The organism is [Empedobacter] haloabium (genome assembly GCA_008011715.2).
GTDB lineage: Bacteria > Pseudomonadota > Gammaproteobacteria > Burkholderiales > Burkholderiaceae_D > Rugamonas > Rugamonas haloabia.
In genome coordinates this window covers 4,154,467-4,177,445 of record CP136508.1, presented here as the reverse complement: position 1 = coordinate 4,177,445, position 22,979 = coordinate 4,154,467, and the positions used below count along the sequence as shown (strand labels likewise).

Below are 22,979 nucleotides of genomic sequence, written 5' to 3'. Positions count from 1 at the left end.
CATCCGGTCGGGTTCCGCCGTACCATCAGTCGGTACGTAATTACATAATGACAAAAACGACCGCCGAGGAGACCCATGAGCACGACCGAGATTTTTCTGCTGGCTATGCTGTTGATTTTCGTGGTGCCGTTTCTGGTGTGGCGGCTGGGCCGCACCGAGTATTTCGCGCCGCTCGTGATCGTCCAGATCATCATGGGCATCGTGCTGGGACCGGGGGTGCTGGGCGCGGCGTTCCCGGAGTATCACCGCTTTGTCTTCAATCCGGATGTGGTCAAGACGTTGAACGGCATCGCCCAGTGGGGCGTGATGCTGTTCGTGATGCTCGCTGGCGTCGAGCTCGACCTGAAAAAAGTCTGGCAGTACCGCCGCGAAAGCGCCGTCACGGCCGGGCTGTCGCTGGGCCTGCCGTTGCTGTGCGGCTGCGCGGCCGCGCTCGTGCTGATGAGCTATCCGGGCTGGATGGGCGCCAGCGCGGCCACCTGGCAGTTCACGCTCGGCACCGGCATGGCATGCGCCGTCACGGCGCTGCCCGTATTGGTGCTGCTGCTGGAAAAGCTGGACATCCTGCGCCAGCCGATGGGCCAGCGCATCCTGCGCTACGCCAGCCTGGACGACGTCGCCATCTGGGGCGTGCTGGCGTTGATCATGCTGGACTGGGAACGCATTGGCCGCCAGCTGGGCTTTATCCTGGCGTTCGCCGTGCTGACGGTGCTGTTCCGCCGCGTCATGGCCCGCCTGCGCCGCGACGACCGCTGGTACGTCGCGCTGGCATGGCTGATCGCCTGCGCATTCGGCGCCGACTGGGCCGGGCTGCATTTCATGGTCGGCGCCTTCCTGGCCGGCGTCGTGATGGACGCCGACTGGTTCGGCCAGGAGCAGCTCGATGCGCTGTTCCGCAACGTGCTGCTGGTGCTGATGCCGGTGTTCTTCCTCAGCACCGGCTTGCGCACCCGCTGGGACCTCGGCGGCGGCATGGGCACCTATGCGGTGTTCGCTGGCGCCGCGCTGCTGCTGGTGGCCTCCGTCGGCGGCAAGCTGGCCGGGGCGCACCTGGCCGGACGCATGCTGGGCTGGAAGAGCGGCGAGGCCTCCGTGATCGGCTGGCTGCTGCAGTCGAAAGGCCTGATCGAGATCATCTTCGCCAACATCCTGCTGGACAAGCAGATCATCACCAGCGAGACGTTCACGGCGCTGCTGCTGATGGCCGTCGGCAGCACGATGCTGACGGTGCCCGTCGTGCATCCCAAGCTGCACCGCGTGCGGCATACCGGCCTGGTCGGCCAGGCCAGTTCCTGACGGCGGCCCCGATGGCACGCACGGGACTGAGCAAGGCCGACATCCGCGCCTGCCGCGAGCGCCTGCTGGCCGAGGGCCGCCACCCTTCGGCGGACGCGGTGCGCAAGGCGCTGGGCGACACGGGGTCGAAATCGACGATCCACCGCTGCCTGAAGGAGCTGGCGCAGGAAGAGGCGGGCGCGGGCGCGGCGCGCGCCGCTACCACGCGCCAGCTGCATGCGCTGGTCGAGCGCATTGCCGACCTGCTGCATGCGGGCGGACCGGACGCGCTGCGCGAACATTATGAAGAGGCGCTGCGCCACAAGGACCGCGAGCTGGCCGAACTGCAGGTCCAGGTCGCCACACTGACGGCGCGCCTGGCGCAGCTGGAAGCACGCCCGGTCCCGCCGCGCGAGCGCACGGCACCGCGCGATGAAGACGCCATCCGCGCTTTCGGCGGCTTCGGCGTCGCGCTGGATACTTCGCGCAGCGGCGGGCGCGCCACGTCGCCGTTCAGCGCCCTGCGCGCCGGCGGTCGCACCGAAGTGGTCGAACTGGGGGACGAATGGCCGCTCAGGTGGTCGTGAGGGCCAGCGTGAAGCGCCGCTCGGTGGCACCGGCATCCAGCGGCAGGGCGACGAAGCCGCAGCGCGCCAGCACACGGTGCGAGCCGACGTTGGCGGGATAGACGAAGGCGTCCAGCCGCTCCAGGCGCCAGCGCGTGGCGGCCGCGCGCACGAGGTGGCGCAACGCCAGCGTCGCCAGCCCGCGGCCGCAGGCATGCTGCGCCACGCGGTAGCCCACCTCGGCCGAGCGGGCCGCCTGGTCGATATCCTTCAGGTTGGCGCGGCCGACGATGGCGCCGTCCCCGTCGACCAGCACGAACGGATGCCAGGTGCCGTTCGCCAGGCCCGTGAGGTACTCGTCGACGTGCGCGGCCACCCCTGCCGGCGTATAGAAAGCCGGCGCGCGCGGTTCGATATGGCGTTCGAACCAGGCGCGGTTGGCCAGTTCGAACGCCAGCAGCGCCGCCACATCGGTGGCGCGCAGCGTGCGCGCGAGCACTTCCGGCGCAGCCTTCATGCGGCGCCGTCGGCGGCCGGGAAACGCACGGTAAACACGACGTGCGGCGCCTCGTGCCGGTAGCTCAGCGTGCCGCCGTGCCCCTGCACGATATTGAACGCGATGTACAGGCCCAGGCCCATGCCGGTGCGGTTGGCGCGGTTCTGCAGCGCCATCCGCTTGAACGGATTGAACAGCTGTGCTTCCAGTTCCGGGGCGATGGCCGCGCCATGATTGCGCACCTCGATCACGATCGTGCCCGCTTCTTCGCGCAGCGCCACCAGCACCGGGTGACCGCCGGTGCCATGATGGCGCGCATTGCTCAGCAGATTGCTGATGACCTGCGCCATCCGGTCGGCGTCCACCCGGGCCGTGACGCCCGGCGTGACCGCGGTCTCGTACAAGGTGCCGGGATGGGCCAGGCGGGCTTCGTCGACCAGGTCTTCCACCATGCGGCTGAGGTCCGTGGCTTCCTTGCGCAGCGCCAGCCCCAGGCCGCTGTCGAGCCGGCTCATGTCGAGTACCTGGCTGATCAGGCGCTGCATGCGACCGCTGGAACGCTGGATGCGCTGGCCCAGTTGCTGCGGCTGGGCGCCGTGCTGCAGCACCGTGGCCGCCATCGTGATCGATTGCAGCGGGTCGCGCAGGTCGTGGCCCAGCATCGCCAGCAGCTGCATGCGGGCGCGCTCCATGTCGGCATGGCGCGTCATGCTGGCGCGATGCATCTCGGCCAGCAGCTGCTCGGCCACCAGCAGGCGGCCGGCATCCCACGGCTCGGCCTTGTCGGTGACGGATTCGACCCATTCGTCGAACGAGCCGCGCGGCGTCAGCCGGTGCCCCAGCGGTCCGGTGCGCAGCAGCTTTTCCGGCTTGCCGCCCCAGCGGATCGTCTCGACCTGCTCGCGCCGCAGCGCCAGCAGCCAGCCGCCGGTGGCGGGATCGAAGTGCAGGCCCAGCAGGCCGACCCAGGGGCCGACCGCGCCATGCGCGGCCGCCGGCCATTCGGACAGGCTGCGGCGTTGCAGCACTTCCTCGCCGTCGGCCGGCAGCGAGGCCACGATGGCCGTCGCCGCCTCGTGCGACAAGCCGCCGTGCACCAGCACGCGGCCCTGCTGGGCAAACACGAGGGCGTCCGCGCCCAGGGTCGCGGCCAGGTCGGCCGCGTGGCGTTCCAGTGCCGCCAGCACGTCGTCCTCCTGCAGCAGCGTCTCGATCAGGTGCGTGCGCACGTCGGCGGCCTGCTCGACCAGCGCGGCGCGTTCACGCGCGTCCAGGCTCTGCACGGTGGCGGCCAGCACCTGGGCCATCACGTCGCAGGCCATGCGGATCGAATACGGCACCCGCAGCGGCGTCTGGTGGTGGCAGGCGATCAGGCCCCACAGCCGGCCGTTGACGACGATCGACACGCTCATCGACGCGGCCACGCCCATGTTCTGCAGGTACTCGACGTGGATCGGCGAGACGCTGCGCAGCACGGCATGGCTCAGGTCCAGCGGCGGATCGCCCGGCGCGCCCACCAGGGCCACCGGCGTGTAGCCGATGTCGGCGATCAGGCGCAGGGTGTTGATGGTGTACAGGCGCCGGGCCTGCGCCGGGATGTCGCTGGCAGGATAGCGCATGCCGAGGAAGGGCTTGAGCGACGGGGCGAGCGCTTCGCCGATCACGTCGCCGCTGTCGTCGTGGCGGAAGCGGTAGGCCATCACGCGGTCGAAGCCCGTGATGGCGCGCACCTGTTCCACCGCCAGCTGCAGCAGCGCGCCGATGGTTTTCTGACGCTTCAGCCGCTCGATCGCCGTGTGCGCCTTCAGTGCGAAGGTGGCCACGGTATCGCTGCGGATGTCGCGCTGCTCGAATTCGGCGATGACGCGAAAGGCGTCGCTGTGCACGATGCAGTCGAAGACCTGGCCCGCCATCGTGGTCTCGATGGCGGTGCGGGTGCAGCCGTCGGCGCCGCTTTCATCGATGCATTCACGCAGCTGGACCAGCACGGGTCCTTCCAACGGCAGGCGGGTCACGTGCTGATTCAGCACGGGCGCGAAGCCCAGCAGCTCGGCGGCATTGGCGCTCCACGAACGCAGCGCGCCGCCGTGGTCGAACGCCAGCAGCGCGCCATGCGGCTGGATCTGGCCGGGAATGTGGATCGGTTCGTCGGCGCAGTTGTCCAGGTCGATGCCAGTGCCGGGCGGCGCGCCGATGCCGGTCATGCGGCCACCTGGCGTGCCGGGACCTCCGGCGTCAGCGAAAATTGCGATTGCAGGGCGATCAGGCTGTCGAAGGCATCGCGCGCGCCGGCACAGGCGGCGGCGATTGCCGCCGGCGTGCGCACCTGCTCGCGCAGCACGCGCAGGAAACGCTGCCAGCGCGGCCCCGGCGGGCTGCCGTCGCCGTGCAGGTAGCGCAGCGGATGGGGGGCCAGGCGGGCGTCAAGGCCCCGGTACAGTACCGCGCCACCCAGGCGCGAGCCTTCCAGCACGTAGGCCACGCCCCAGCGGTAGGCGGCGCTGTCGTCGGCAAACCATGGCGCGGCCGGTAGCGGCACGGCGTCCGCCAGCGTGTCCACCAGCGCCGGATCGCCCAGGTCGGCGTCCAGCAGCGGCAGATGGGGCGCGGGCGGCAGCAGGGCCGGGTCCTGCGGCCCGTCCGCAAAGCCGGCTTGCCAGGCCTCGATCGGCGCCAGCCAGTGGCGCAGCAAGGTCAGGTGCGCGCGATAGTGGCGCAGGGTGGGCTCGTGCGCCGCCAGCGGCATACCCTGGTCGAGTACGGCGTGGCGGCTGGCGGTGGTCTCGCGCAGGGCGGCGAGTATGTCGGGAGGTTCCATCGTCATCGTGCCATTGTACAGCCCACTGCCGGACGGCATCGTTCTTTAGTCGTCGTCGCTGTCCTCGTCGTTGCTTTCCGGGACTCGCTGCCGGCGCGCCGCGTCGGCGGCTTCGCGCAGGCGCGCCGCCCCGCCCAGGAACTCGTCGACGCCGTGGTCCGGACTCTGGCGGATTTCGGGCGGCAGCAGCACCGACATGTAGGGCTCGTCGGCCAGGTGGCCGCTCGACTCGAGGTTGCTCATCAGCACCAGGCCCGAACCCAGCCCCAGCAGCAGGGCGCACGCGGTCAGCAGGCGCCGCGGCGAGCTCTGCGGCCGGATCGTGCGGAGATGGAAATACACCATGCCGCAACCGATGAGGTTCGTGACGAGATTGCCGTAGCGGGTGAAGATCTCGGCCGACCAGGCGAAGGCCAGCACGGCCGACATGGCCTTCCACGCGCCCACCGCGATCAGGCCGCCCCCCAGGATGAACAGGTGGCGTCCGAGGCGGGCATGGCCGGCGAATAGCCGGTTCACCAGCGCCCAGACGCCGCTCCACACCAGCCCCAGGGCCAGGCCGGAGACGATCGTCTGCAGGTATTTGATGGCCTGGAACGACTCGACCTCCGTCAGCGCCTGTTCCACGCCGACGAACAGGGCGATCAGGGCCAGGCCGGCGACGGCCGGGACGCCGCCTTCCCAGGCATGCATGGTGGTGTCGGTCACTTCCTGCTGGACCGGGAAATGGGCGTCGCGCACGCGCAGCCGCGTGTGGCCCAGCCGCACGACGGTGCTGCCGTCCAGTGCCACGTGCTGCTGGCGCCGGCCGTGCAGCACGATGCCGTTGCGGCTGCCCAGGTCGCGCAGCACGATGGCGCCGTCGTCCTGCGCTTCCAGCACGGCGTGGTGCGGGGCCGTGTGCGCGTCGTCGAGGATGACGTCGTTGTCGTAGCCGCGCCCGATCGTCACGGGCAGCGCGTCGCAGCGCTGGCGCGACAGCACGTCGCCGTTGCGCGCCAGGACTTCGACGAAGTAGGGCGCCGTCATCGGGCTTCCTCGCGCCCCAGCGCCTGCAGGAACGCCTTGGCGCTGCGCAGGCCGTTGTCGTACGAGACGCCACGCACGTCCAGCCGGCTCTGCAGGTTCATCAGGGCGTCGTCCGTGCTGGCCGTCAGCACCGTGAAGTCGTACAGGCCGGCGAACTTGCGGTAGGCGCGCACGCACATCACGGCGCGCATCGGCAGCGATTTGTTGCGGATGAACTGTTCGGTGCACTCGGGCCCGGTCAGGCGGCTGTCGTTGTGGTTGCCCAGCGCTTCGTTCTTGAACGATGCCGACGACAGTTGCGCGAAGCGGATGCGGTCCAGCCCCTTGCTGCGCATGTACTGGTGGCGGATGCCGACCTGGCCCGTCTGCAGGGTGCCGCTGACGAACAGGGCCGACTCCATCGAGCAGCTGGTGTTGTCGACGGCGTAGGGCTTCTCGCCGCGCGCGTCGGCCTCGGCGTTCGACTGGCCCCAGCAGCGCATCTGCTCGGACTCGCGCACCGGCACCTGGTATGGGCCCATGGCCTTCAAGGTCAGGGGGCCGGACAGCAGCTGGTCCACCATCGCCTTCTGATGCGCCAGCAGCTGCTGGGTGACGATGGCCGTGAAGTCCGGCGGCGGCTTGGCGGCCGGATCGACGCGGCGCAGCAGCTCCTGGGCATAACGTACCGGCACGAGGAAGCTGACCAGGTCGCCGTCCAGCCGCTTCGATACGTTGATGCCGGCCACCTCGCCGTCGGCCGTGACGGCCGGGCCGCCGCTCATGCCGGAATTGATCGGACCGGTGAACATCAGCTGGTCGTAGAAGCTGCGCGCGATCACGCCGTTGTAGGCGCCTTCGGAAATGGCGAAGCCCAGGTCGAGCGGATTGCCCAGCGAGTACAGGTACTGGCCCTGCGTCAGTTTCAGCGGTCCCTCCGGCAGCTTGAACACGCCGGTGCCGTAGCGGTTGACCCGCACCACGGCCAGGTCGTGCAGCACGTCGACGGCCAGCAGCTCGATATTGCCGCGCTGCCCGGCCGTGTCGACCCACTCGCCGGTATAGGTTTCCGGGTCGAGCGCGAACTGCGATACCACGTGGTAGTTGGTCAGCACCAGGTTGGACGTGCCCACCAGGAAGCCCGAACCCACCGACGACTGGGTGCGGCCGCTGCGCAGCAGCGAGCGCACCTGCAGCAGGTCGGCCTTGGCGGCGGAATACAGCTTCTGCGCGGCGGAAGACGGCGGCGGCAACGGGGCGTTGGCAGGTGCCGCAGCGGGGCGCGCGGGCGCGGGGGCGGCCGGGGCAGGGGCGCGCGTCGGCGTTGGCGCGGCCAGCGCGGCGCCGGCCGCCATCGCCAGCGGGAACGTCAAGGTGGAAGCAAGCCGGTGCAGTTTCATGCGGTCCCTTCGTGTGAATCCGGGACAGTGTACCTTATGAAACTTGCCAAGCGGCAGGGCAAGCATGCAAAGCAGGGTAAAGGCCTTGGGCTTAAGGCAACTTTAAGCGAGAAACCTGTGGGCTTACTGTTCGCCGTCCGTGTTCGCGGTGGCCACCACCGGCGTCATCATATGACCCAGCTTGAGCGCCTTCGTGTTCAGGTAATGCTGGTTGAACGTATTGCGGTTGACCAGCAGCGGCACCCGTTCGGCCACCGGCACGCCCAGCTTTTCCATCGCGGCGATCTTGCGCGGGTTGTTCGTCATCAGGCGCAGGCTTTGCACGCCGAACTGTTGCAGCATCGGCGCGACCAGTTCGTAGCTGCGCTGGTCCGGCTTGAAGCCCAGTTGCTCGTTGGCCTGGACCGTGTCGGCGCCCGCTTCTTGCAGGCGGTAGGCGCGCATCTTGTTGATCAGGCCGATGCCGCGGCCTTCCTGGCGCAGGTACAGCAGCACGCCACGGCCCTCGGCGGCGATGCGCTGCAGCGCGCCTTCCAGCTGGGCGCCGCAGTCGCAGCGCTGCGAGAACAGCACGTCGCCCGTCAGGCATTCGCTGTGCACCCGTGCCAGCACGGGGGCGCCGTCGCCGATATCGCCCAGTACCATCGCCAGGTGCTCCTTGCCGGTCGAGTGCTCGACGAAGGCGTGCAGCGTGAACTGCGCCCACGGCGTCGGCAGCGCGCAGGACGTGACGTAATCCAGGTCGGCGGTAGGGGCGGCGGGGGCGACGGGCTGCATGGTGTGCTCTTTTCGGTAAAAACAAAATCGACGGAGTGCGGCGAACCGCATCCGTCATCATAACAAATATTGTCAAATCGGCCCGGGCGTTCCCGCGCACGCCCGGGCCGGCGATATTAATATGGCAGGTCGAACAACAGCACCTCGGCCGCCTCGGCCTGACCCAGCGTGACGGCGCTCTCGTTGGTCAGCTTGAGCGCGTCGCCGCCGGCCAGCGCGGTGCCGTTGACGGTCACGCTGCCGCGGATCACGTGCACGTAGGCGGTGCGGCCCGCTGCCAGCGCATGTGTCACGGCGTCCGCCCCGTTCAGGATCGTCGCGTAGATGGCGGCGTCCTGGTGGATCAGCACGGAGCCGTCGCGGCCGTCGCTGGAGGCGATCAGGCGCAACTGGCCCGTTTTGCTGTCCGGCGTGAAGTGCTTTTCCTCGTAGCCGGGTTCGATGCCGGTCTGCCCCGGCTGGATCCAGATCTGCAGGAAGTGCACGCCCTCAGTCTTCGAGTGATTGAACTCGCTGTGGCGCACGCCGGTGCCTGCGCTCATGCGCTGCACGTCGCCGTAATGCAGCACCGAGCCGTTGCCCATGCTGTCCTTGTGCTCCAGTGCGCCGTCCAGCACGTAGGAGATGATCTCCATGTCGCGGTGGCCGTGGGTGCCAAAGCCCTGACCGGGCGCGACGCGGTCTTCGTTGATGACGAGCAGGGGCCCGAAGCCGACGTGTTCCTCGTCGTAGTAACTGCCGAACGAGAAGGTGTGACGGGACTTGAGCCAGCCGTGGTTGGCGAGACCGCGTTCGTCGGATTTGCGTACTTGCAGCATGGTGTGCTCCTTTTGATTGGGTTTATGCGACAATTTCGAAGGCTTCGCTTTCTGTTTGTCGCCTCGATGGAAAGCAGTATAGGCCGTCCGGTCCGTGGTAAAAAACGGAAAATTTATAGACCTGTTATCGAAAAATTCGAATATGCTGCGATTGAGCCTGGAAGCCCTGCAGATCGTCGACGCCATCGACCGGCGCGGCTCGTTTTCCGCCGCCGGCAAGGAGCTGCACCGGGTACCGTCGACGATCTCGTACACCGTCGGCAAGCTTGAAGACGACCTGGGCGTGCAGGTGTTCGAGCGCAACGGCCCGCGCGTGGAGCTGACCCGCGCCGGCCGCGAGCTGTTGAAGGAAGGGCGCTACCTGTTGAAGGCGGCGCAGGACCTGGAGCACCGGGTGCGCCGGGTGGCCTCCGGCTGGGAGACCGAACTGGCCGTGGGTCACGACTCGATGTTTGCCAGCGTGGCCCTGGACGCCGACATCCGCGCCTTTTACGACGTGGCACAGCAGACCCGCCTGCGCGTGGTGCAGGAAGCGTTGTCGGGCACGTGGGAAGCGCTGCTGGACCGGCGCGTGGACCTGGTCGTCGGCGCGCCGGGCGACGGTCCCGCCGGCGGCGGTTACGTCTCGCAGCCGATCGGCACCCTGCGCTGGGTATTCGCGGTCGCGCCCGATCATCCGCTGGCGGCGCTGCCGCAAGCGCTGGGGCGCGAGGAACTGCAGTCGCACCGGGCCATCGTCATGGCCGACTCGGCGCGCCGGCTGGCCCCTCGCACCGTCGGATTGCTGCTGGGGCAGGACACGCTGACGGTGCCGGACATGACCGCCAAGTTCCAGTACCAGCTGGCCGGCCTGGGCTTCGGCTTCCTGCCCGAGCCGTGCGCGCGCGCCGCCATCGCGGCCGGCCTGCTGGTGGAAAAGGCGGTAGCGGAACCGAAGCCGGACGAAACCTTCCACCTGGCCTGGCGCACGGGCGAGGGCGGCGCGGCGCTGAACTGGTGGCTGGAAAGGATGCGCCGCCCCGGCCTGTTCGAACAGTTGTGCCGCCATCTGCCGCGGCTTGCGGCAGGTCAAGGCAGGGCCGATGCGTAGCACGGCTGAGCAGGGAATCTGTTGACTAGTGCCAACTGTTTCGGAGTACTATACAGATCCATTCCCGATCGTCGGCCAACGCGCCTTATCCCTAGCGGTCCTGCTCATGAATACTGATTTCGTGTTTCTCCACCTTCTAGCCGATCGCGGCGGCAGGCCGGCGGCGCTCGTGCGGCGGGCGCCGGACGGCCTGCCGATAGACGTGTTGCCGCCGGCGCTGGCGGAACTGCCGGCACGGCTGCCGTGCCTGTTGCGGGCCGGCGCGCCGGCGGCTGCGGCCGAGGCGTTGGCCCAGGCCGGCTGGCAGCCCTTGGCCGATATCCACGTGCTGCAAACCGACGTGCCGTTCGACGGCACGCTGCCGCCTGGCGTGCGCTATGTCGAGGGCGACTGGCCGCTGGCACCGCCCACGCGACCACCAGGGCAACAGGCCGCCTCGCGCGCGCTGGCACTGCAGCTGGTCCAATTGGTCAACCGCGACGCCGATACCCATGAGATCGAGGGACTGCTGCGGCGCGATCCCACGCTGTCCTATCACCTGCTGCGCCTGGTCAATTCGCTCGGCACGACGGGCGGCACGCGCAAGGTGACGAGCTTTGCCCAGGCCATCCTGATCCTGGGACGCCAGCAGCTGCGGCGCTGGCTCAACCTGATGCTGTTCGCCGCGCGTGAGGGCGACATGCGCTCGGCAATGCTGCTGGCGCGCGTCTCGGTGCGGGCGCGCCTGATGGAACTGCTGGCGCGGGCGGCGGGCCTGGACCGGCACCATCAGGAGCAGGCCTTCATGACCGGCATGTTCTCGCTGCTGGGCGTGCTGTTCGGCAGCCCGCTGCGCGACGTGCTGGCGCCGCTCGCGCTCGGCTCGGCCGTGCAGGATGCTCTGCTGGACGGCGCCGGCGAGCTGGGCACGCTGCTGGCGCTGGTGCAGGCGGCCGAACGGGACGCCGGCGACGAGCTGGCCGGCGCACTGGGCGCACTGCAAGTGAGCGCCGCCGACTTCAATGCGCTGGCGGCGGAAGCCTACCTGTGGATGCTGAGCGTGATCGAGGATGCGGCCTTGCAGAGGACGGGCACCGACAATGCGTGAGCCGGCCATCGACCGCTGCCTGGCGCTGGTGCGCAGCGCGCGCACCCAGCAGGGCGCTACCCTGGCCGGCACGCTGGCCGAGCTGGAGGCGGCGCTGGGCGCGCTGGGCGCGCCGGAAGCGTCGTTGCAACTGGACCTGGCCGGCTACGTGACGGCGTGGGACGCGGGCGCCGAGCGCCTGTTCGGCTACCCGGCCGCCGAGGCGATCGGGCAGCACGTGCTGTTCCTGTATGCGGACGACGACGAGGCCGGCAATATCGCCGAGCTGTTCCCGGAACCGGGCGGCGCCGGGCAAACCGTGCGGCGCCGCACCCGTTCCGGTGACGTGATCAACGTGCGGCTGATGGCGGCGGTGGCACGGGACGCGGCCGGCGAGGCCGCCGGCGTGCACGTGCGGCTGGCGCAGGCCGGCAGCGCCGCGCCGCCGCCGGAACAGAGCAATCTGCACGCGCGCATCCTCGAGGACAGCGACCAGGGCGTGCTGATCACGGACGCGCACGAGCGCATCGTCTCCGTCAACGGCGCCTTCACCCGCATCACCGGCTATACGGCGGAAGAGGCACTGGGCCAGACGCCCGACCTGCTGCGCTCGGGCGTACACGACGCCGACCTGCGCGCCCAGGTGCGCGCGGCGATGCAGGGCGCGGGTGCCTGGCGCGGCGAGATCGTCGGCAAGCGCAAGAACGGCGAGCTGTTCCCGCAATCGGTGACGATCAGCGCCGTGCGCGACGCGGCCGGCCGCATCAGCCACACGTTCTCGCTGTTCTCCGACATCAGCTCGCACAAGGATGCGGAAGCGCGCATGCAGCGCATGGCCAACTACGACGCGCTGACAGGGCTGCCGAACAAGGGCCTGCTGCTGCAACTGCTGGCCCAGGCCATGGCGGAAGCACGGCGCGCACGCGAACATGGTGCGCTGCTGGTCGTCGAGGTGGCCCGGCTGGGCGCCATCACCGACACGCTGGGCCACGAGGTGGGCAACGCGCTGTTGATCGAGATCGCCCGGTTGCTGCGCGCGCGCCTGCGCGAGGGCGACCTGCTGGCCCGGCTGGACGGCGGCAAGTTCGCCATCGGCCTGCTGCACATCGAGAAGCGCGAGCACGCGGCGCTGGTGGCGAAGAAGCTGGTGGAGGCATTGACGGCGCCGATCGCAGTCGGCACGCACTCGCTGCAGGTCGGCGCGCACGTGGGCATCGCCGTCTACCCGGAAGACGCGGCCGATGCCGACGCGCTGCTGCGCGGCGCCGACGTGGCTGCCGCCCGCGCCGGCCACAGCGTCGAGCCGGCGCTGCTGTTCTTCAGCGAGGAGATGAACCAGCGCGCCAAGGAGCACCTGCGCATCGAGAGCGAACTGCGCGACGCGCTGGCCAACAACGAGCTGATGCTGTACTACCAGCCCAAGGTCAGCCTGCGCAGCGGCCGCATCGTCGGCGCCGAGGCGCTGCTGCGCTGGCGCCATCCGGTGCGCGGCCTGGTGTCGCCGGGCGTGTTCATTCCGGTGGCCGAGGAAACGGGCCTGATCACGGAGCTGGGCAACTGGGTCGTCAACGAAGCCTGCCGCCAGATCCGCCAGTGGCGCGACGCCAACGTGATCATGCCGCCGGTGGCCGTGAACCTGTCGGCGCGCCAGTTCGACCGCGGCCTGCCGCAACGGATGGCTGCCGTGCTGGAGCGTTACCAGGTGCACCCCGAGCAGCTGATGCTGGAGATCACGGAAAGCCTGCTGGTGCGCGGCGCGGATACCGTCATCGCCATCATGAACGAGCTGGTCGCGATGGGCCTGGCGCTGGCGCTGGACGACTTCGGCACCGGCTATTCCAGCCTGGCCTACCTGAAGAAGTTCCCCATCAGCACCCTGAAGATCGACCGCGCCTTCGTGGTCGGCCTGCCGCACGAGGAAAACGACTGCGCCATCGCGCGCGCCATTGTCACGATGGCCCAGCAGCTGCGGCAGGAGATCGTGGCGGAAGGCGTCGAGACGCTGGACCAGATGAATTTCCTGCGCGAGCTGGGCTGCGACCAGCTGCAGGGCTACCTGTTCAGCCAGCCGGTGCCGGCGCCGGACTTCGAGCGCATGCTGCGCGAGGGCAAGCGGCTGGCGTTCACGGGCCGCTGACCTGGCTCCACGGCGCCGCCCGGCGCTGGCTCTTGGCTGGCGCGGACGCACGCGCCAGAATATCCTTTCGACCACGAAAGGATTGCCATGCTGGACCTGTATTACGCGCCCACGCCGAACGGCCAGAAGCTGCGTCTGTATCTGGAGGAAGCCGGTTTGCCGTACCGCCTGGTGCCTGTCAGTCTCAGCAAAGGCGAGCAGTTCGACCCGGCCTTCCTGCGCATCGCGCCCAACAACAAGATTCCGGCCTTGCTCGATCACGCGCCGGCGGATGGCGGGGCGCCGCTGCCGATGTTCGAATCCGGGGCCATGCTGCTGTACCTGGCCGAGAAGAGCGGATTCGGCCTGCCGAACAGTGAACGCGCCCGCAACGAAGCTGTCCAGTGGCTGTTCTGGCAAATGGCTGGCCTCGGGCCGATGGCGGGGCAGGCGGGTTATTTTTGCGTGTACGCGCCAGAGCAGGTGCCGTTCGCCATCGAGCGCTATACGCGCGAGCTGGCGCGGCTGTATGGCGTGCTGGACCGGCATCTGGCCGGACGCGACTGGATCGCCGGCGAGTATTCGATCGCTGACATCGCGTGCTATCCGTGGATCGTACCGCACGCCGCGCATCAGCAGGACCTGGCGGCGTTTCCCCATGTGCGGCGCTGGTTCGAGGCGATCGCCGGGCGGCCGGCGACACGGCGGGCGTATGCGGACGTCGAGGATGTGTATGCGGTGCGCGGGGCGCCCGTGAAGGCTTGAGCGCCATGGCAAAAGCCGCCCTCGAGGGCGGCTTTCGGTGTTCCCTGACGGAACGGGTGCGCCTGGGCGCGGGGTGACGTCGCGCTTAGCGCTTGTCGTCGTTTTTGTGACTTTGACGGCCGGCCTGGGCATGCTGCTCAGGCGTGCCGCCGCGGGTGCCGCCGCCGCTGCCGGCATTGTTGCCGCCGCCACCGCCACCGCCGGAGCCTTGCGAGCCGCTCTGACGGTTGCCGTCGTTCTTGTGGCTCATGCTGCCAGCCTTGCGGGCTTCTTCGGAGGTGAACTCGTGAGCGTTGCCGGAGGCGTGTGCGGCACGGCCACCTTCGCTGGCGATTTCACGTTGACGCTGCGGATCCATCGAAGCGAAACCACGGTTGCTGGTGTCGCCACTCTGGTTGTTTCCTTTATTGCCGCCTTGGTTGTTGCCGCCTTGGTTGGATGATGCCATGGTTCTCTCCTTGTATGATATGAACATTGCACATCCTTTACCCGACCTGCCGGGGCCCCGGGGCCTCGTTGCTGTTGCGCCGTTCTGGTGCAAGTCGTGTAAAGGAGCGCTCATCTTAGGCCCGGAGGCTGGTCCTTTTTATAAGAGCCGAGGAGGGTGTTTTGTAGGACAAATGCCAACCTAAAAGTAACACAGCAGTAGCAATATTTCACATTCTTATGGCCCCTTGTGGCGCGACAATCCAGGACATTCATGCAAGTACAGCCCCTTCGACTCGCCCCCGGCGCCGACCTGCGGCACGCCATCGAACAGCTGCTGCGCGACCAGGCCGTGCAGGCGGCGTTCGTGCTGCAAGGGATCGGCAGCCTGTCGATCGCGCAGCTGCGGTTTGCCGGCTCGCCACGGCCAAGCGCGTTGCTGGGCGACCTGGAAATCCTGACCCTGGCAGGGTCCGTCGGGCCCGACGGCGCGCACCTGCACATGAGCGTCGCCGATGCGGAAGGCCGCGTCAGCGGTGGCCACGTGGCGCCTGGCTGCATCGTCCGCACGACCGCCGAGCTGTTGCTCGCCGTGTTGCCGGACCATGCGTTCCGGCGCCAGCACGACGCGGCGACGGGCTATCCCGAGCTGGTCATCCGCGCGCACCGGCAGGGTGCCTGAGCGGGTCGAGCAGGCTGCGCAGGTTGTTGTGGTCCAGCTCGTACATCAGCGCCAGTAGCGCGCCCAGCTCGCCACGCGGGAAGCCCTCGCGCGCCAGCCAGCCCAGGTAGTTGCCGGGCAGGTCGGCCAGCTTCGTACCCTTGTACTTACCGTAGGGCATGTCACGTGTCAGCAGGAGGGACAGCGCTTCCGGATTCATCATTGTTGCGTCAGATTCAAATATGTTGTGCCTCATCCGGCCTGTTTCGCAAGGATGAAACTGTGGATACTGCATGGCCTCGACTTTAACAGGAGTTGCCATGCCTATTGCCTTGCTGGCGCTGACGATCAGTGCCTTTGCCATCGGGACGACGGAGTTCGTCATCGTTGGCCTGCTGCCGACCATCGCCGCCGACCTCGGCGTTACCCTGCCTTCCGCCGGGCTGCTCGTCAGCCTGTACGCGCTGGGCGTCGCCATCGGCGCGCCCCTCCTGACCGCCCTGACGGGCAAGCTGCCGCGCAAGATATTGTTGTTGAGCCTGATGCTGCTGTTCACCGTCGGCAACCTGCTGGCCTGGCAGGCGCCGGGCTATGCGTCGCTGGTCGCCGCCCGCATCCTGACCGGGCTGGCCCACGGCGTGTTCTTCTCGATCGGCTCGACCATTGCCACGTCGCTGGTGCCGAAGGAGAAGGCGGCCAGCGCCATCGCCATCATGTTTACCGGCCTCACGGTCGCGCTGGTGACGGGCGTGCCGCTCGGTACCTTCATCGGCCAGCATTTCGGCTGGCGCGAGACGTTCCTGGCCGTGTCCGCGCTGGGCGTGATTGCCTTCCTCGGCAGCTTGCTGTTCGTGCCGTCCACCATCCGTCATACACCTCCCGCGTCGCTGCTGCAGCAGGTGCGCGTGCTGGGCGAGCCGCGCCTGCTGCTGGTGTACGCGATGACGGCCGTCGGTTACGGCGGGTCGTTCATCGCCTTTACCTACCTGGCGCCGATCCTGCAGCGCGTGGCCGGCTTCGGCGAGAGCGCGGTCGGCCTGGTGATGCTGGTGTATGGCGTGTCGGTCGCGGTGGGCAATATCTGGGGCGGCAAGCTGGCCGACCGGCGCGGCCCGGTGGGCGCGCTGAAGATCATCTTCCTGGGCCTGGCGGCGGTGCTGCTGGCGCTGACCTTCACCGCGCCGCACCCCTGGCTGGTGGTGCTGACGGTGCTGCTGTGGGGCGCGGTGGCGTTCGGCAACGTGGCGGGACTACAGGTCTACGTCGTACAGCAGGCCGAGCACTACGCACCGCGCGCCGTCGACGTCGCTTCCGGCCTGAACATTGCCGCGTTCAACCTGGGCATCGCCGGCGGCGCCTGGGGCGGCGGGCACATTGTCGAGCAGCTGGGACTGGTGCACACGGGCTGGATCGGCGCCCTGGTCGTGCTGGGCGCCTACGGCCTGACGGCTTGGTCGGGCCGGCTGGACCGGCGCGATCCGCGTGCGACGGCAGCACGCCCCACACGCTCCGTCGCGGCTCACTGACTACAGCTGCTTCGGCTCGGCCGGCAAGGCAGGCCCCTTTTTCAGCTCCTTCATGAACTGCTGGAACTGCGGCCGGAAGCCGGCAAACAGCGGATGCTCCTTCTGCTCCAGCATGACTTCGCTGAACAGCTTCAGGCCGACGGCAAACGCGGTGGCCGACTGCTCGTCGAAGTCGCCGCGGCTGCGCATGCGCCGCACGATGGCGATGATGTCGTCGTGGTTGCCCACCTCGAACTGCAAGGGCTCGTGGGTGGAGCGGGCGCCTGCGGCATCCGTCAGGTGTTCCAGGGTGACGCGGTAGCGGTGTTGTTTCATGGTTGGCCTCCTTTCAGCCGGCCAGTATAGCCGCGTCGTGCCGCCGCGTGCGCATGCTTGCGGGTCAGTCCTCAGGCAGCAGCAGCGCGTGCTGGGTGGCCGTGTGGAAGTCGCGCCAGACGCGGTTGATGGCGCTGTCGCCATGGGCCGCCTGCAGGCCGCAGAAGGGGTAGAGCGTGTCCACGGCCGTGCGGCATGTCTCGACCAGTGCCAGCGCCACGGCCTGCAGCGCGGCGCCATCGACGGCGCTGTGCGCCAGTGCCGCCGCCCATGCCTCGTCCAGCCGCGCATAAAAGCGCGTGCGCACGGCATCGACCGCCGCGTCGGCCGCTGCCAGTCGTGCCGCCGCGGACGGCGCTTCCAGCATCGCCACGCCGCTGGGATGGCGCCGCGTGGCCAGCAGCGCACGCGCCAGCGCCAGGAAATGCCGCGCCATGCCCAGCAGGTTGGCGGCCAGGGTCACGTAGGCCAGCGGCATGAACGGGAAGCGGTACAGCGGCCCCGGCGCTGTGGCGCAAGCGGGATCGATCGTAAAGGCATGATCGGCCGGCACCCAGGCGCCGTCGATGCGGTAGGCGTGCGAGGCGGAAGCGCGCAAGCCGATGCTGCGCCAGGTGGGCTCGACGGTGACGTGACGCGCCGGCACGACGAAGGCACGGATGCGCGGCTTGCCCGCATCGTCCGCCAGCACCGTCCCGTGCTCGCGCAGCACGGCGTTCAAGGTGAAATGGGTGGCCATCGGCGCGCCGCTGGCGATGTCCCAGCGTCCCACGAGGCGCCAGCCATCGCCGTCGCGGTCGGCGTAGCCGGTCGGCGCGCCGCTGCCGGCCAGGCAGACGTTCGGCGTGGCCAGGATGGCGCGGGCCAGCCCTGGGGCCAGGAAGCCGGCGAACCAGCCGGCGCCGGCGCACAAAGTGACGACCCAGCCCATGCTGCCGTCCTGCTGCGCGATGGTTTCCTCCAGTCGCACGAGCTCGGGCAGGGCCAGTTCGGCGCCGCCGCAGGCGCGCGGTGCCAGCATGCGCAGCCAGTCGCGTTGGTGGATCAGGGCCTGCTGCGCGGGCGTCAGCCAGCCGGCGGCGTCGGCGGCGCGGCACTCGTCCGTGGCGATTCCGAAACTCATCGGGCCTTCCAGTAGATCTCGTCCAGGCTGCCCTTGCCGAAGTATTTCTCGTATTCCTGCGCGGCGGAGGAATCCATCATGCCGGCGATATAGTCGATCACCAGGCGCTCGCGGCTGTCCTTCAGGCAGCGCAGCTCGGGCGGCAGCAGCACGTTGTCCTTGTTGTAGGCGGTATCGGTCAGCACCTCGAACAGGCCGCGAATGATCTTCTCGCCCCGTTTCTCGTACAGCTGCACGTCCTTCTTGCGCAAAATCGCCCGCCACAGCAGGCTTTTCAGGCCGGTCGCCAGCGCGCCCATCTGCCGGTAGCCCAGCTCCGGCCCGTGCTCGCCCTCGACCACGGCGATGTCGCGGCACAGCTCGTGCACGATCTGCGACGTCATCTCCTTGCGCAGCACGATCGAGTATTCCTCGGAACTGGCCTGCGCCTCCGATTTCAGCGCCTCCTCGTGGGCGCCGTGGGCGATGCGCGAGAACGGCTCGAAGGCGGCCGCGTAATCCTTGCTGATCTTGAATTCGTGCAGGATCTCGCCCCAGGTGATGATGCCGAAGCTGAGCGCATCCTCCAGGTCGTGCGCGGCGTATGCGATCTCGTCGGAGAGGTCCATGATCTGCGCGTCGATGCTCTTGCGAATCGCCAGGCCGTGGCGCGCCAGCGCGCCGGACAGGAAGGCATGGTCGTCGTCGTACAGGAACTTGCGCGGGTTTTCGCTGCGCGTATAAAAATACTTGGTGATGCCGGCCAGCGAACGCACCGTCAGGTTCAGGCCCGCGTAGGCATGGTGCTTCTTCTCCAGCGTGCGCAGGATGCGGAACGCCTGCGCATTGCCTTCGAAACCGCCGCAGCCGGCGCCCAGTTCGTTCAGGATGCGCTCGCCGTAGTGGCCGAACGGCGGGTTGCCGATGTCGTGCGCCAGGGCGCAGGTCTCCGCCACCACGCTGCGCTCCAGCCCCAGGTCGGCGGCGATCGAGCGCGCGATCTGCGCCACTTCCAGGCTGTGCGTCAGGCGGTTGCGGTTGAAATTGTTGGCATCGACGCCCAGCAGCTGCATCTTGCCCTGCAGCCGGCGGAACGAGGCCGAGTACAGCACGCGGGCATAGTCGCGCATGCATTCCTCGCGGCCCTCGGCGCGGCCGTCGGTCTGCGCATGGACGCGGTACTCGAGGGGCAGGATGCGCTGCTCCTGCTCGCGGGCATAGGCTTTGGTGTCTCGGTCGTACATGGCGGCTCCGGTTCGTGAACCCCGCGATTCTAGACCAGCGTGGGCTGGGTGTATATTGCTGGCCGATCGAACCAGCCATGGATGCACATGTCGCCCGTTTTCCTGTTTTTCGTCATCTTCGCCTATTTCGCCCTGCTGCTGGCGGTGGCCTGGCGCACTTCGCGCAACGCCGACAACGACAGCTTCTTCATCGGTAACAAGCGCTCGCACTGGGCCCTGGTCGCTTTCGGCATGGTGGGCACCACCTTGTCCGGCGTTACCTTCATCAGCGTGCCCGGGGCCGTGGGCCGCGACGGCTTCGGCTACCTGCAGATCACGCTGGGCTACGTGCTGGGCTACCTCATGATCGCCGCCGTGCTGCTGCCGCTGTACTACCGCCTGCGCCTGACGTCGATCTACCACTACCTGGACGTGCGCCTGGGCCGCCGGGCCTACCAGAGCGGTGCCGCCTTCTTCATCGTCTCGCGCACCCTGGGCGCGACGGCGCGGCTGTACCTGGTCGTCAACATCCTGCAGGCGACGATCCTGGATCGCCTGGGCGTGCCGTTCTGGGCCACCAACCTGGTGATCCTGCTGATGATCCTGCTGTACACCTACGAGGGCGGCGTGCGCACGATCGTCTGGACCGATACGCTGCAGACGGCCGGCATGCTGGCTGGCCTTCTGACCTGCACCTGGTTCATGCTGCAGGCGCTGCAACTGGACGTGTCGTCCAGCCTCGCGCGCCTGCAGGATGCCGGGCTGGCGCGGGTGTTCGACTGGAACGTGGACAGTCCCGGCTACTTCTGGAAGCAGGTGGTGGCAGGCGCCTTCATCACCATCGCGATGACCGGCATGGACCAGGAGATGATGCAGAAGAATATCTCCGTGCGCACGCTGGCCGGGGCGCAGAAGAACATGCTGCTGCTGACCTTCATCCTCGTGTGCGTGCTGGCCCTGTTCCTGTTCCTGGGCGGGCTGCTGCACCTGTACGCGGCAGAGGCGGGCGTGACGGCGACGGGCGACCGGCTGTTCCCGGCCATCGTCATGCAGCACCTGCCAGCCGCGGTCCAGCTGATCTTCTTCGTCGGGCTGGTCAGCGCGCTGTTCCCCAGCGCGGACGGCGCCATCACGGCGCTGACGTCGTCGTTCTGCATCGACCTGCTGGGCATCCAGCGCAGGGGCGACTTGCCGGAAGCGAGCCGCAAGCGCTGGCGCCACCGCGTGCACCTGGGTTTCTGCGCGCTGTTCCTGGTGCTGGTGATGGTGTTCAAATGGATCGACAGCGCCAGCATGATCGGCGTGATCCTGAAACTGGCCGGCTACACGTATGGACCGCTGCTGGGATTGTTCGGCTTCGGCCTGTTGACGCGGCGCGCCGTGCGCGAGCGCTGGGTGCCGGCCGTCGTGCTGGCCGGGCCGGCGCTGTGCGCGCTGCTGGAGTGGCAGCAGGGAGCGCTGTTCGGCAGTTACCGGCTGGGGCTCGAACTACTGCTCATCAACGGCCTGTTCGTCATGGCCGGGCTGTGGCTGATCTCGACGCCGGCGCCACGCGACACGGGCGCCGTGGCGGCACGATAGGATTTTCGACCATGGCCTGTTAAAGTCCTGTTCAATACCATCTTTACCGCAGGAGTTTCGATGTCCCGATCCGTAGCATCCTATTTGCGCGGCGGCGTGTCCCGCGTCTGGCGCTTCATCGATGCCAGCCGCCGCGCCGTGCTGAACCTGATTTTCCTGGCCATCGTCATCGCGCTGCTGGTGGCAATCTTCGGCGGCGGCGTCAAGCCGCTGGGGAACAAGACCATGCTGGTGCTGAACCTGAATGGCCAGCTGGTCGAGCAGACGCCGGGCGGCGCCAAGCTGGCCGCCCTGGCCAATCTCGGCGAGGAGGATGGCCGCCGCTTCGTCCAGCTGCGCGACGTGCTGCGGGTACTGGATGCGGCGGCGCGCGATCCGCAGATCGCCGGCGCCGTGCTCGTCATGGACGAGATGGAGGGCGGCGGCCAGGCCATGCTGCGCGAGATCGCGGCCGGCATCGATCGCTTCCAGGCCAGCGGCAAGAAAGTGGTGGCGTGGGGTTCCAGCTACAACCAGCGCCAGTACCAGGTGGCGGCGCACGCCAGCGAGGTGTACCTGCACCCGATGGGCGCCGTCATGCTGGACGGTTTCGGCCAGTACCGCAACTACTATCGCGACGCGCTGGACAAGCTGGGCATCACCGTCAACCTGATCAAGGTCGGCACCTTCAAGAGTTCCGCCGAGCCTTACATCGGCAACGGCCCGTCGGAGGCGGCGCGCGAGGCCGACGCCTACCTGAACAACGACCTGTGGGCGCGCTACACGCAGGAAGTGGAAGCGGCGCGCAAGCTGCCGAAGGGCGCGATCATGCGCGCCATCGACACCTTGCCGGAGGGGCTGCAAGCCGTCGGCGGCGACCTGGCCAAACTGGCCCAGCAGGCCAGGCTGGTCGACGGCCTGAAAACGCGCGACCAGATCCGCGAGATGGTGCTGCAGCGCGGCATGCCGGACGCGGAAGGCAAGTCGTTCCGCCAGGTCGGCTTCGACGAATACCTGGCGCGCCTGCGCCAGCCGATGACGGGGGACGCGATCGGGGTCGTCATGGCGGTGGGCGAGATCGGCGACGGCATCGCCGCGCCGGGTTCGATCGGCGGCCTGTCCACGTCGAACCTGATCCGCCTGGCGCGCGAGGACAAGAGCATCAAGGCCATCGTGCTGCGGGTCGATTCGCCCGGCGGCAGCGCGTTCGGCTCGGAACTGATCCGGCGCGAGCTGGAATTGACGCGCGCGGCCGGCAAGCCCGTCGTCGTCTCGATGGGCAACGTGGCCGCCTCCGGCGGCTACTGGATTTCGATGGCGGCCGACGAGGTCATCGCCGATCCCACCACCATCACGGGCTCGATCGGCGTGTTCGCGCTGTTCCCGACGGTGGATAAGGTGATGGACAAGGTCGGCATCCACAGCGCCGGCCAGCCGACCACGTGGCTGGGCGACGCCGCCAACCCCACCCGGCCGCTGGACCCGCGCTTCGGCCAGGTGCTGCAGGCCGCCGTCGGCCACGTCTACGGCGACTTCACGCGCCGCGTCGCGCAGGCGCGCAAGATGCCGGTCGAGAAGATCGACGCCGTCGCGCAGGGCCGCATCTGGACCGGCGCGCAGGCGAAAGAGCGCGGGCTGGTGGACACACTGGGCAGCTTTGGCGACGCACTCAAATCCGCCGCGCGGCGCGCCAAGCTGACGGGCGACACCCGCATCGTCTACATCGAACGGGAAGGCTCGAAGCTGGACAAGCTGGTGGAGTTCTTCGGCGGCTCGGCCGCGCAGGCGGTGGCAAAGGCGCTGACGCGCGAAGCCGGCGTGGCGCTGGTCCCGGCCGGCATGCCGCTGGGCGTGGCGACCAACGCCGCGCGCGAGCTGACCTGGCTGAACGAGATGACGGCGCATAAGAAGCCGTTCATGACCCTGACGCACTGCCTGTGCACGTCGCCGCAATGACTTCCCCGGAGCAGA

22 protein-coding genes are annotated in these 22,979 nt (G+C 68.5%); 10 read left to right on the top strand and 12 right to left on the bottom strand.

Annotated elements, in window-relative coordinates:
* Window positions 1–75 precede the first annotated feature (75 nt).
* Window positions 76–1,296, top strand: coding sequence for a cation:proton antiporter (locus E7V67_018190; protein ID WUR11621.1), 1,221 nt, complete (start codon window positions 76–78; stop codon window positions 1,294–1,296).
* An 11-nt stretch (window positions 1,297–1,307) separates the two neighbouring features.
* Window positions 1,308–1,862 carry a DNA-binding protein gene (locus tag E7V67_018185; GenBank protein ID WUR11620.1) on the top strand — a complete coding sequence of 185 codons (555 nt, stop codon included), beginning with the start codon at window positions 1,308–1,310 and terminating at the stop codon, window positions 1,860–1,862.
* Here E7V67_018185 and E7V67_018180 read toward each other — a convergent pair.
* The 7 genes from E7V67_018180 to E7V67_018150 form a co-directional block, all read right to left on the bottom strand.
* Window positions 1,849–2,358 carry a GNAT family N-acetyltransferase gene (locus E7V67_018180; GenBank protein WUR11619.1) on the bottom strand — a complete coding sequence of 170 codons (510 nt, stop codon included), beginning with the start codon at window positions 2,356–2,358 and terminating at the stop codon, window positions 1,849–1,851. The two genes, E7V67_018185 and E7V67_018180, sit on opposite strands and share 14 nt — an antisense overlap.
* Window positions 2,355–4,541 carry a GAF domain-containing protein gene (locus E7V67_018175; GenBank protein WUR11618.1) on the bottom strand — a complete coding sequence of 729 codons (2,187 nt, stop codon included), beginning with the start codon at window positions 4,539–4,541 and terminating at the stop codon, window positions 2,355–2,357. Before E7V67_018175 ends, E7V67_018180 begins: the two co-directional genes overlap by 4 nt.
* Complete coding sequence (locus E7V67_018170) at window positions 4,538–5,155, bottom strand: biliverdin-producing heme oxygenase (protein ID WUR11617.1); 618 nt, start codon at window positions 5,153–5,155, stop codon at window positions 4,538–4,540. The genes E7V67_018175 and E7V67_018170 overlap by 4 nt, the downstream gene beginning before the upstream one ends.
* Before the next feature lie 45 nt (window positions 5,156–5,200).
* The gene (locus E7V67_018165) at window positions 5,201–6,184 is read right to left on the bottom strand and encodes an FHA domain-containing protein (GenBank protein ID WUR11616.1); all 984 of its coding nucleotides are present in this window, start codon (window positions 6,182–6,184) and stop codon (window positions 5,201–5,203) included.
* Window positions 6,181–7,563: a serine protease gene (locus tag E7V67_018160; GenBank protein WUR11615.1), complete on the bottom strand. Its 1,383-nt coding sequence runs from the start codon at window positions 7,561–7,563 to the stop codon at window positions 6,181–6,183. Before E7V67_018160 ends, E7V67_018165 begins: the two co-directional genes overlap by 4 nt.
* A 123-nt stretch (window positions 7,564–7,686) precedes the next feature.
* Entirely contained in the window at window positions 7,687–8,340 is a 654-nt protein-coding gene (ribA, locus tag E7V67_018155; GenBank protein ID WUR11614.1) for a GTP cyclohydrolase II, read from the bottom strand.
* Between the two features lie 116 nt (window positions 8,341–8,456).
* Entirely contained in the window at window positions 8,457–9,158 is a 702-nt protein-coding gene (locus E7V67_018150) for a pirin family protein (GenBank protein ID WUR11613.1), read from the bottom strand.
* A gap of 142 nt (window positions 9,159–9,300) precedes the next feature.
* On the opposite strand from E7V67_018150, the gene E7V67_018145 reads away from it, so the two are divergent.
* From E7V67_018145 to E7V67_018130, 4 genes are all read left to right on the top strand, one after another.
* Entirely contained in the window at window positions 9,301–10,248 is a 948-nt protein-coding gene (locus E7V67_018145) for a LysR substrate-binding domain-containing protein (protein ID WUR11612.1), read from the top strand.
* Between the two features lie 106 nt (window positions 10,249–10,354).
* Window positions 10,355–11,335: an HDOD domain-containing protein gene (locus E7V67_018140; protein WUR11611.1), complete on the top strand. Its 981-nt coding sequence runs from the start codon at window positions 10,355–10,357 to the stop codon at window positions 11,333–11,335.
* Entirely contained in the window at window positions 11,328–13,451 is a 2,124-nt protein-coding gene (locus E7V67_018135; GenBank protein ID WUR11610.1) for an EAL domain-containing protein, read from the top strand. Before E7V67_018140 ends, E7V67_018135 begins: the two co-directional genes overlap by 8 nt.
* Before the next feature lie 87 nt (window positions 13,452–13,538).
* Entirely contained in the window at window positions 13,539–14,195 is a 657-nt protein-coding gene (locus tag E7V67_018130) for a glutathione S-transferase N-terminal domain-containing protein (GenBank protein WUR11609.1), read from the top strand.
* 85 nt (window positions 14,196–14,280) lie between these two features.
* On the opposite strand, the gene E7V67_018125 is transcribed toward E7V67_018130, so the two are convergent.
* The gene (locus E7V67_018125) at window positions 14,281–14,643 is read right to left on the bottom strand and encodes a KGG domain-containing protein (protein ID WUR11608.1); all 363 of its coding nucleotides are present in this window, start codon (window positions 14,641–14,643) and stop codon (window positions 14,281–14,283) included.
* A 252-nt stretch (window positions 14,644–14,895) separates the two neighbouring features.
* On the opposite strand from E7V67_018125, the gene E7V67_018120 reads away from it, so the two are divergent.
* Entirely contained in the window at window positions 14,896–15,303 is a 408-nt protein-coding gene (locus tag E7V67_018120; GenBank protein ID WUR11607.1) for a DNA-binding protein, read from the top strand.
* Here the strand turns inward: E7V67_018120 and E7V67_018115 are convergent.
* Window positions 15,275–15,502 (bottom strand): DUF3820 family protein, encoded by a 228-nt coding sequence (locus E7V67_018115; protein WUR16310.1) that lies wholly within the window; start codon window positions 15,500–15,502, stop codon window positions 15,275–15,277. The two genes, E7V67_018120 and E7V67_018115, sit on opposite strands and share 29 nt — an antisense overlap.
* Window positions 15,503–15,602: 100 nt before the next feature.
* Between E7V67_018115 and E7V67_018110 the strand changes: the two genes are divergently transcribed.
* Window positions 15,603–16,808 carry an MFS transporter gene (locus tag E7V67_018110; GenBank protein WUR11606.1) on the top strand — a complete coding sequence of 402 codons (1,206 nt, stop codon included), beginning with the start codon at window positions 15,603–15,605 and terminating at the stop codon, window positions 16,806–16,808.
* Here the strand turns inward: E7V67_018110 and E7V67_018105 are convergent, their stop codons facing one another.
* The 3 genes from E7V67_018105 to dgt form a co-directional block, all read right to left on the bottom strand.
* A complete protein-coding gene (locus tag E7V67_018105; GenBank protein WUR11605.1) occupies window positions 16,809–17,123 on the bottom strand; it encodes a DUF3861 domain-containing protein in 315 nt (104 codons plus the stop codon).
* Window positions 17,124–17,187: 64 nt separating this feature from the next.
* Window positions 17,188–18,246: an acyl-CoA dehydrogenase gene (locus E7V67_018100; GenBank protein WUR11604.1), complete on the bottom strand. Its 1,059-nt coding sequence runs from the start codon at window positions 18,244–18,246 to the stop codon at window positions 17,188–17,190.
* Window positions 18,243–19,469 (bottom strand): dNTP triphosphohydrolase, encoded by a 1,227-nt coding sequence (gene dgt / locus E7V67_018095; GenBank protein ID WUR11603.1) that lies wholly within the window; start codon window positions 19,467–19,469, stop codon window positions 18,243–18,245. Before dgt ends, E7V67_018100 begins: the two co-directional genes overlap by 4 nt.
* 87 nt (window positions 19,470–19,556) lie before the next feature.
* Between dgt and E7V67_018090 the strand changes: the two genes are divergently transcribed.
* Both E7V67_018090 and sppA read left to right on the top strand, forming a co-directional pair.
* Window positions 19,557–21,029 carry a sodium:solute symporter gene (locus E7V67_018090; GenBank protein ID WUR11602.1) on the top strand — a complete coding sequence of 491 codons (1,473 nt, stop codon included), beginning with the start codon at window positions 19,557–19,559 and terminating at the stop codon, window positions 21,027–21,029.
* A gap of 60 nt (window positions 21,030–21,089) precedes the next feature.
* Window positions 21,090–22,964: a signal peptide peptidase SppA gene (sppA, locus tag E7V67_018085; protein WUR11601.1), complete on the top strand. Its 1,875-nt coding sequence runs from the start codon at window positions 21,090–21,092 to the stop codon at window positions 22,962–22,964.
* Window positions 22,965–22,979: the final 15 nt, after the last annotated feature.

What these genes read in the sequence shown, in the direction of transcription:
- E7V67_018190 (WUR11621.1), top strand. Translation starts at nt 76, where the DNA reads ATGAGCACGACCGAGATTTTTCTGCTGGCTATGCTGTTGATTTTCGTG.
- E7V67_018185 (WUR11620.1), top strand. Translation starts at nt 1,308, where the DNA reads ATGGCACGCACGGGACTGAGCAAGGCCGACATCCGCGCCTGCCGCGAG.
- E7V67_018180 (WUR11619.1), bottom strand. Translation starts at nt 2,358, where the DNA reads ATGAAGGCTGCGCCGGAAGTGCTCGCGCGCACGCTGCGCGCCACCGAT.
- E7V67_018175 (WUR11618.1), bottom strand. Translation starts at nt 4,541, where the DNA reads ATGACCGGCATCGGCGCGCCGCCCGGCACTGGCATCGACCTGGACAAC.
- E7V67_018170 (WUR11617.1), bottom strand. Translation starts at nt 5,155, where the DNA reads ATGGAACCTCCCGACATACTCGCCGCCCTGCGCGAGACCACCGCCAGC.
- E7V67_018165 (WUR11616.1), bottom strand. Translation starts at nt 6,184, where the DNA reads ATGACGGCGCCCTACTTCGTCGAAGTCCTGGCGCGCAACGGCGACGTG.
- E7V67_018160 (WUR11615.1), bottom strand. Translation starts at nt 7,563, where the DNA reads ATGAAACTGCACCGGCTTGCTTCCACCTTGACGTTCCCGCTGGCGATG.
- ribA (WUR11614.1), bottom strand. Translation starts at nt 8,340, where the DNA reads ATGCAGCCCGTCGCCCCCGCCGCCCCTACCGCCGACCTGGATTACGTC.
- E7V67_018150 (WUR11613.1), bottom strand. Translation starts at nt 9,158, where the DNA reads ATGCTGCAAGTACGCAAATCCGACGAACGCGGTCTCGCCAACCACGGC.
- E7V67_018145 (WUR11612.1), top strand. Translation starts at nt 9,301, where the DNA reads ATGCTGCGATTGAGCCTGGAAGCCCTGCAGATCGTCGACGCCATCGAC.
- E7V67_018140 (WUR11611.1), top strand. Translation starts at nt 10,355, where the DNA reads ATGAATACTGATTTCGTGTTTCTCCACCTTCTAGCCGATCGCGGCGGC.
- E7V67_018135 (WUR11610.1), top strand. Translation starts at nt 11,328, where the DNA reads ATGCGTGAGCCGGCCATCGACCGCTGCCTGGCGCTGGTGCGCAGCGCG.
- E7V67_018130 (WUR11609.1), top strand. Translation starts at nt 13,539, where the DNA reads ATGCTGGACCTGTATTACGCGCCCACGCCGAACGGCCAGAAGCTGCGT.
- E7V67_018125 (WUR11608.1), bottom strand. Translation starts at nt 14,643, where the DNA reads ATGGCATCATCCAACCAAGGCGGCAACAACCAAGGCGGCAATAAAGGA.
- E7V67_018120 (WUR11607.1), top strand. Translation starts at nt 14,896, where the DNA reads ATGCAAGTACAGCCCCTTCGACTCGCCCCCGGCGCCGACCTGCGGCAC.
- E7V67_018115 (WUR16310.1), bottom strand. Translation starts at nt 15,502, where the DNA reads ATGAATCCGGAAGCGCTGTCCCTCCTGCTGACACGTGACATGCCCTAC.
- E7V67_018110 (WUR11606.1), top strand. Translation starts at nt 15,603, where the DNA reads ATGCCTATTGCCTTGCTGGCGCTGACGATCAGTGCCTTTGCCATCGGG.
- E7V67_018105 (WUR11605.1), bottom strand. Translation starts at nt 17,123, where the DNA reads ATGAAACAACACCGCTACCGCGTCACCCTGGAACACCTGACGGATGCC.
- E7V67_018100 (WUR11604.1), bottom strand. Translation starts at nt 18,246, where the DNA reads ATGAGTTTCGGAATCGCCACGGACGAGTGCCGCGCCGCCGACGCCGCC.
- dgt (WUR11603.1), bottom strand. Translation starts at nt 19,469, where the DNA reads ATGTACGACCGAGACACCAAAGCCTATGCCCGCGAGCAGGAGCAGCGC.
- E7V67_018090 (WUR11602.1), top strand. Translation starts at nt 19,557, where the DNA reads ATGTCGCCCGTTTTCCTGTTTTTCGTCATCTTCGCCTATTTCGCCCTG.
- sppA (WUR11601.1), top strand. Translation starts at nt 21,090, where the DNA reads ATGTCCCGATCCGTAGCATCCTATTTGCGCGGCGGCGTGTCCCGCGTC.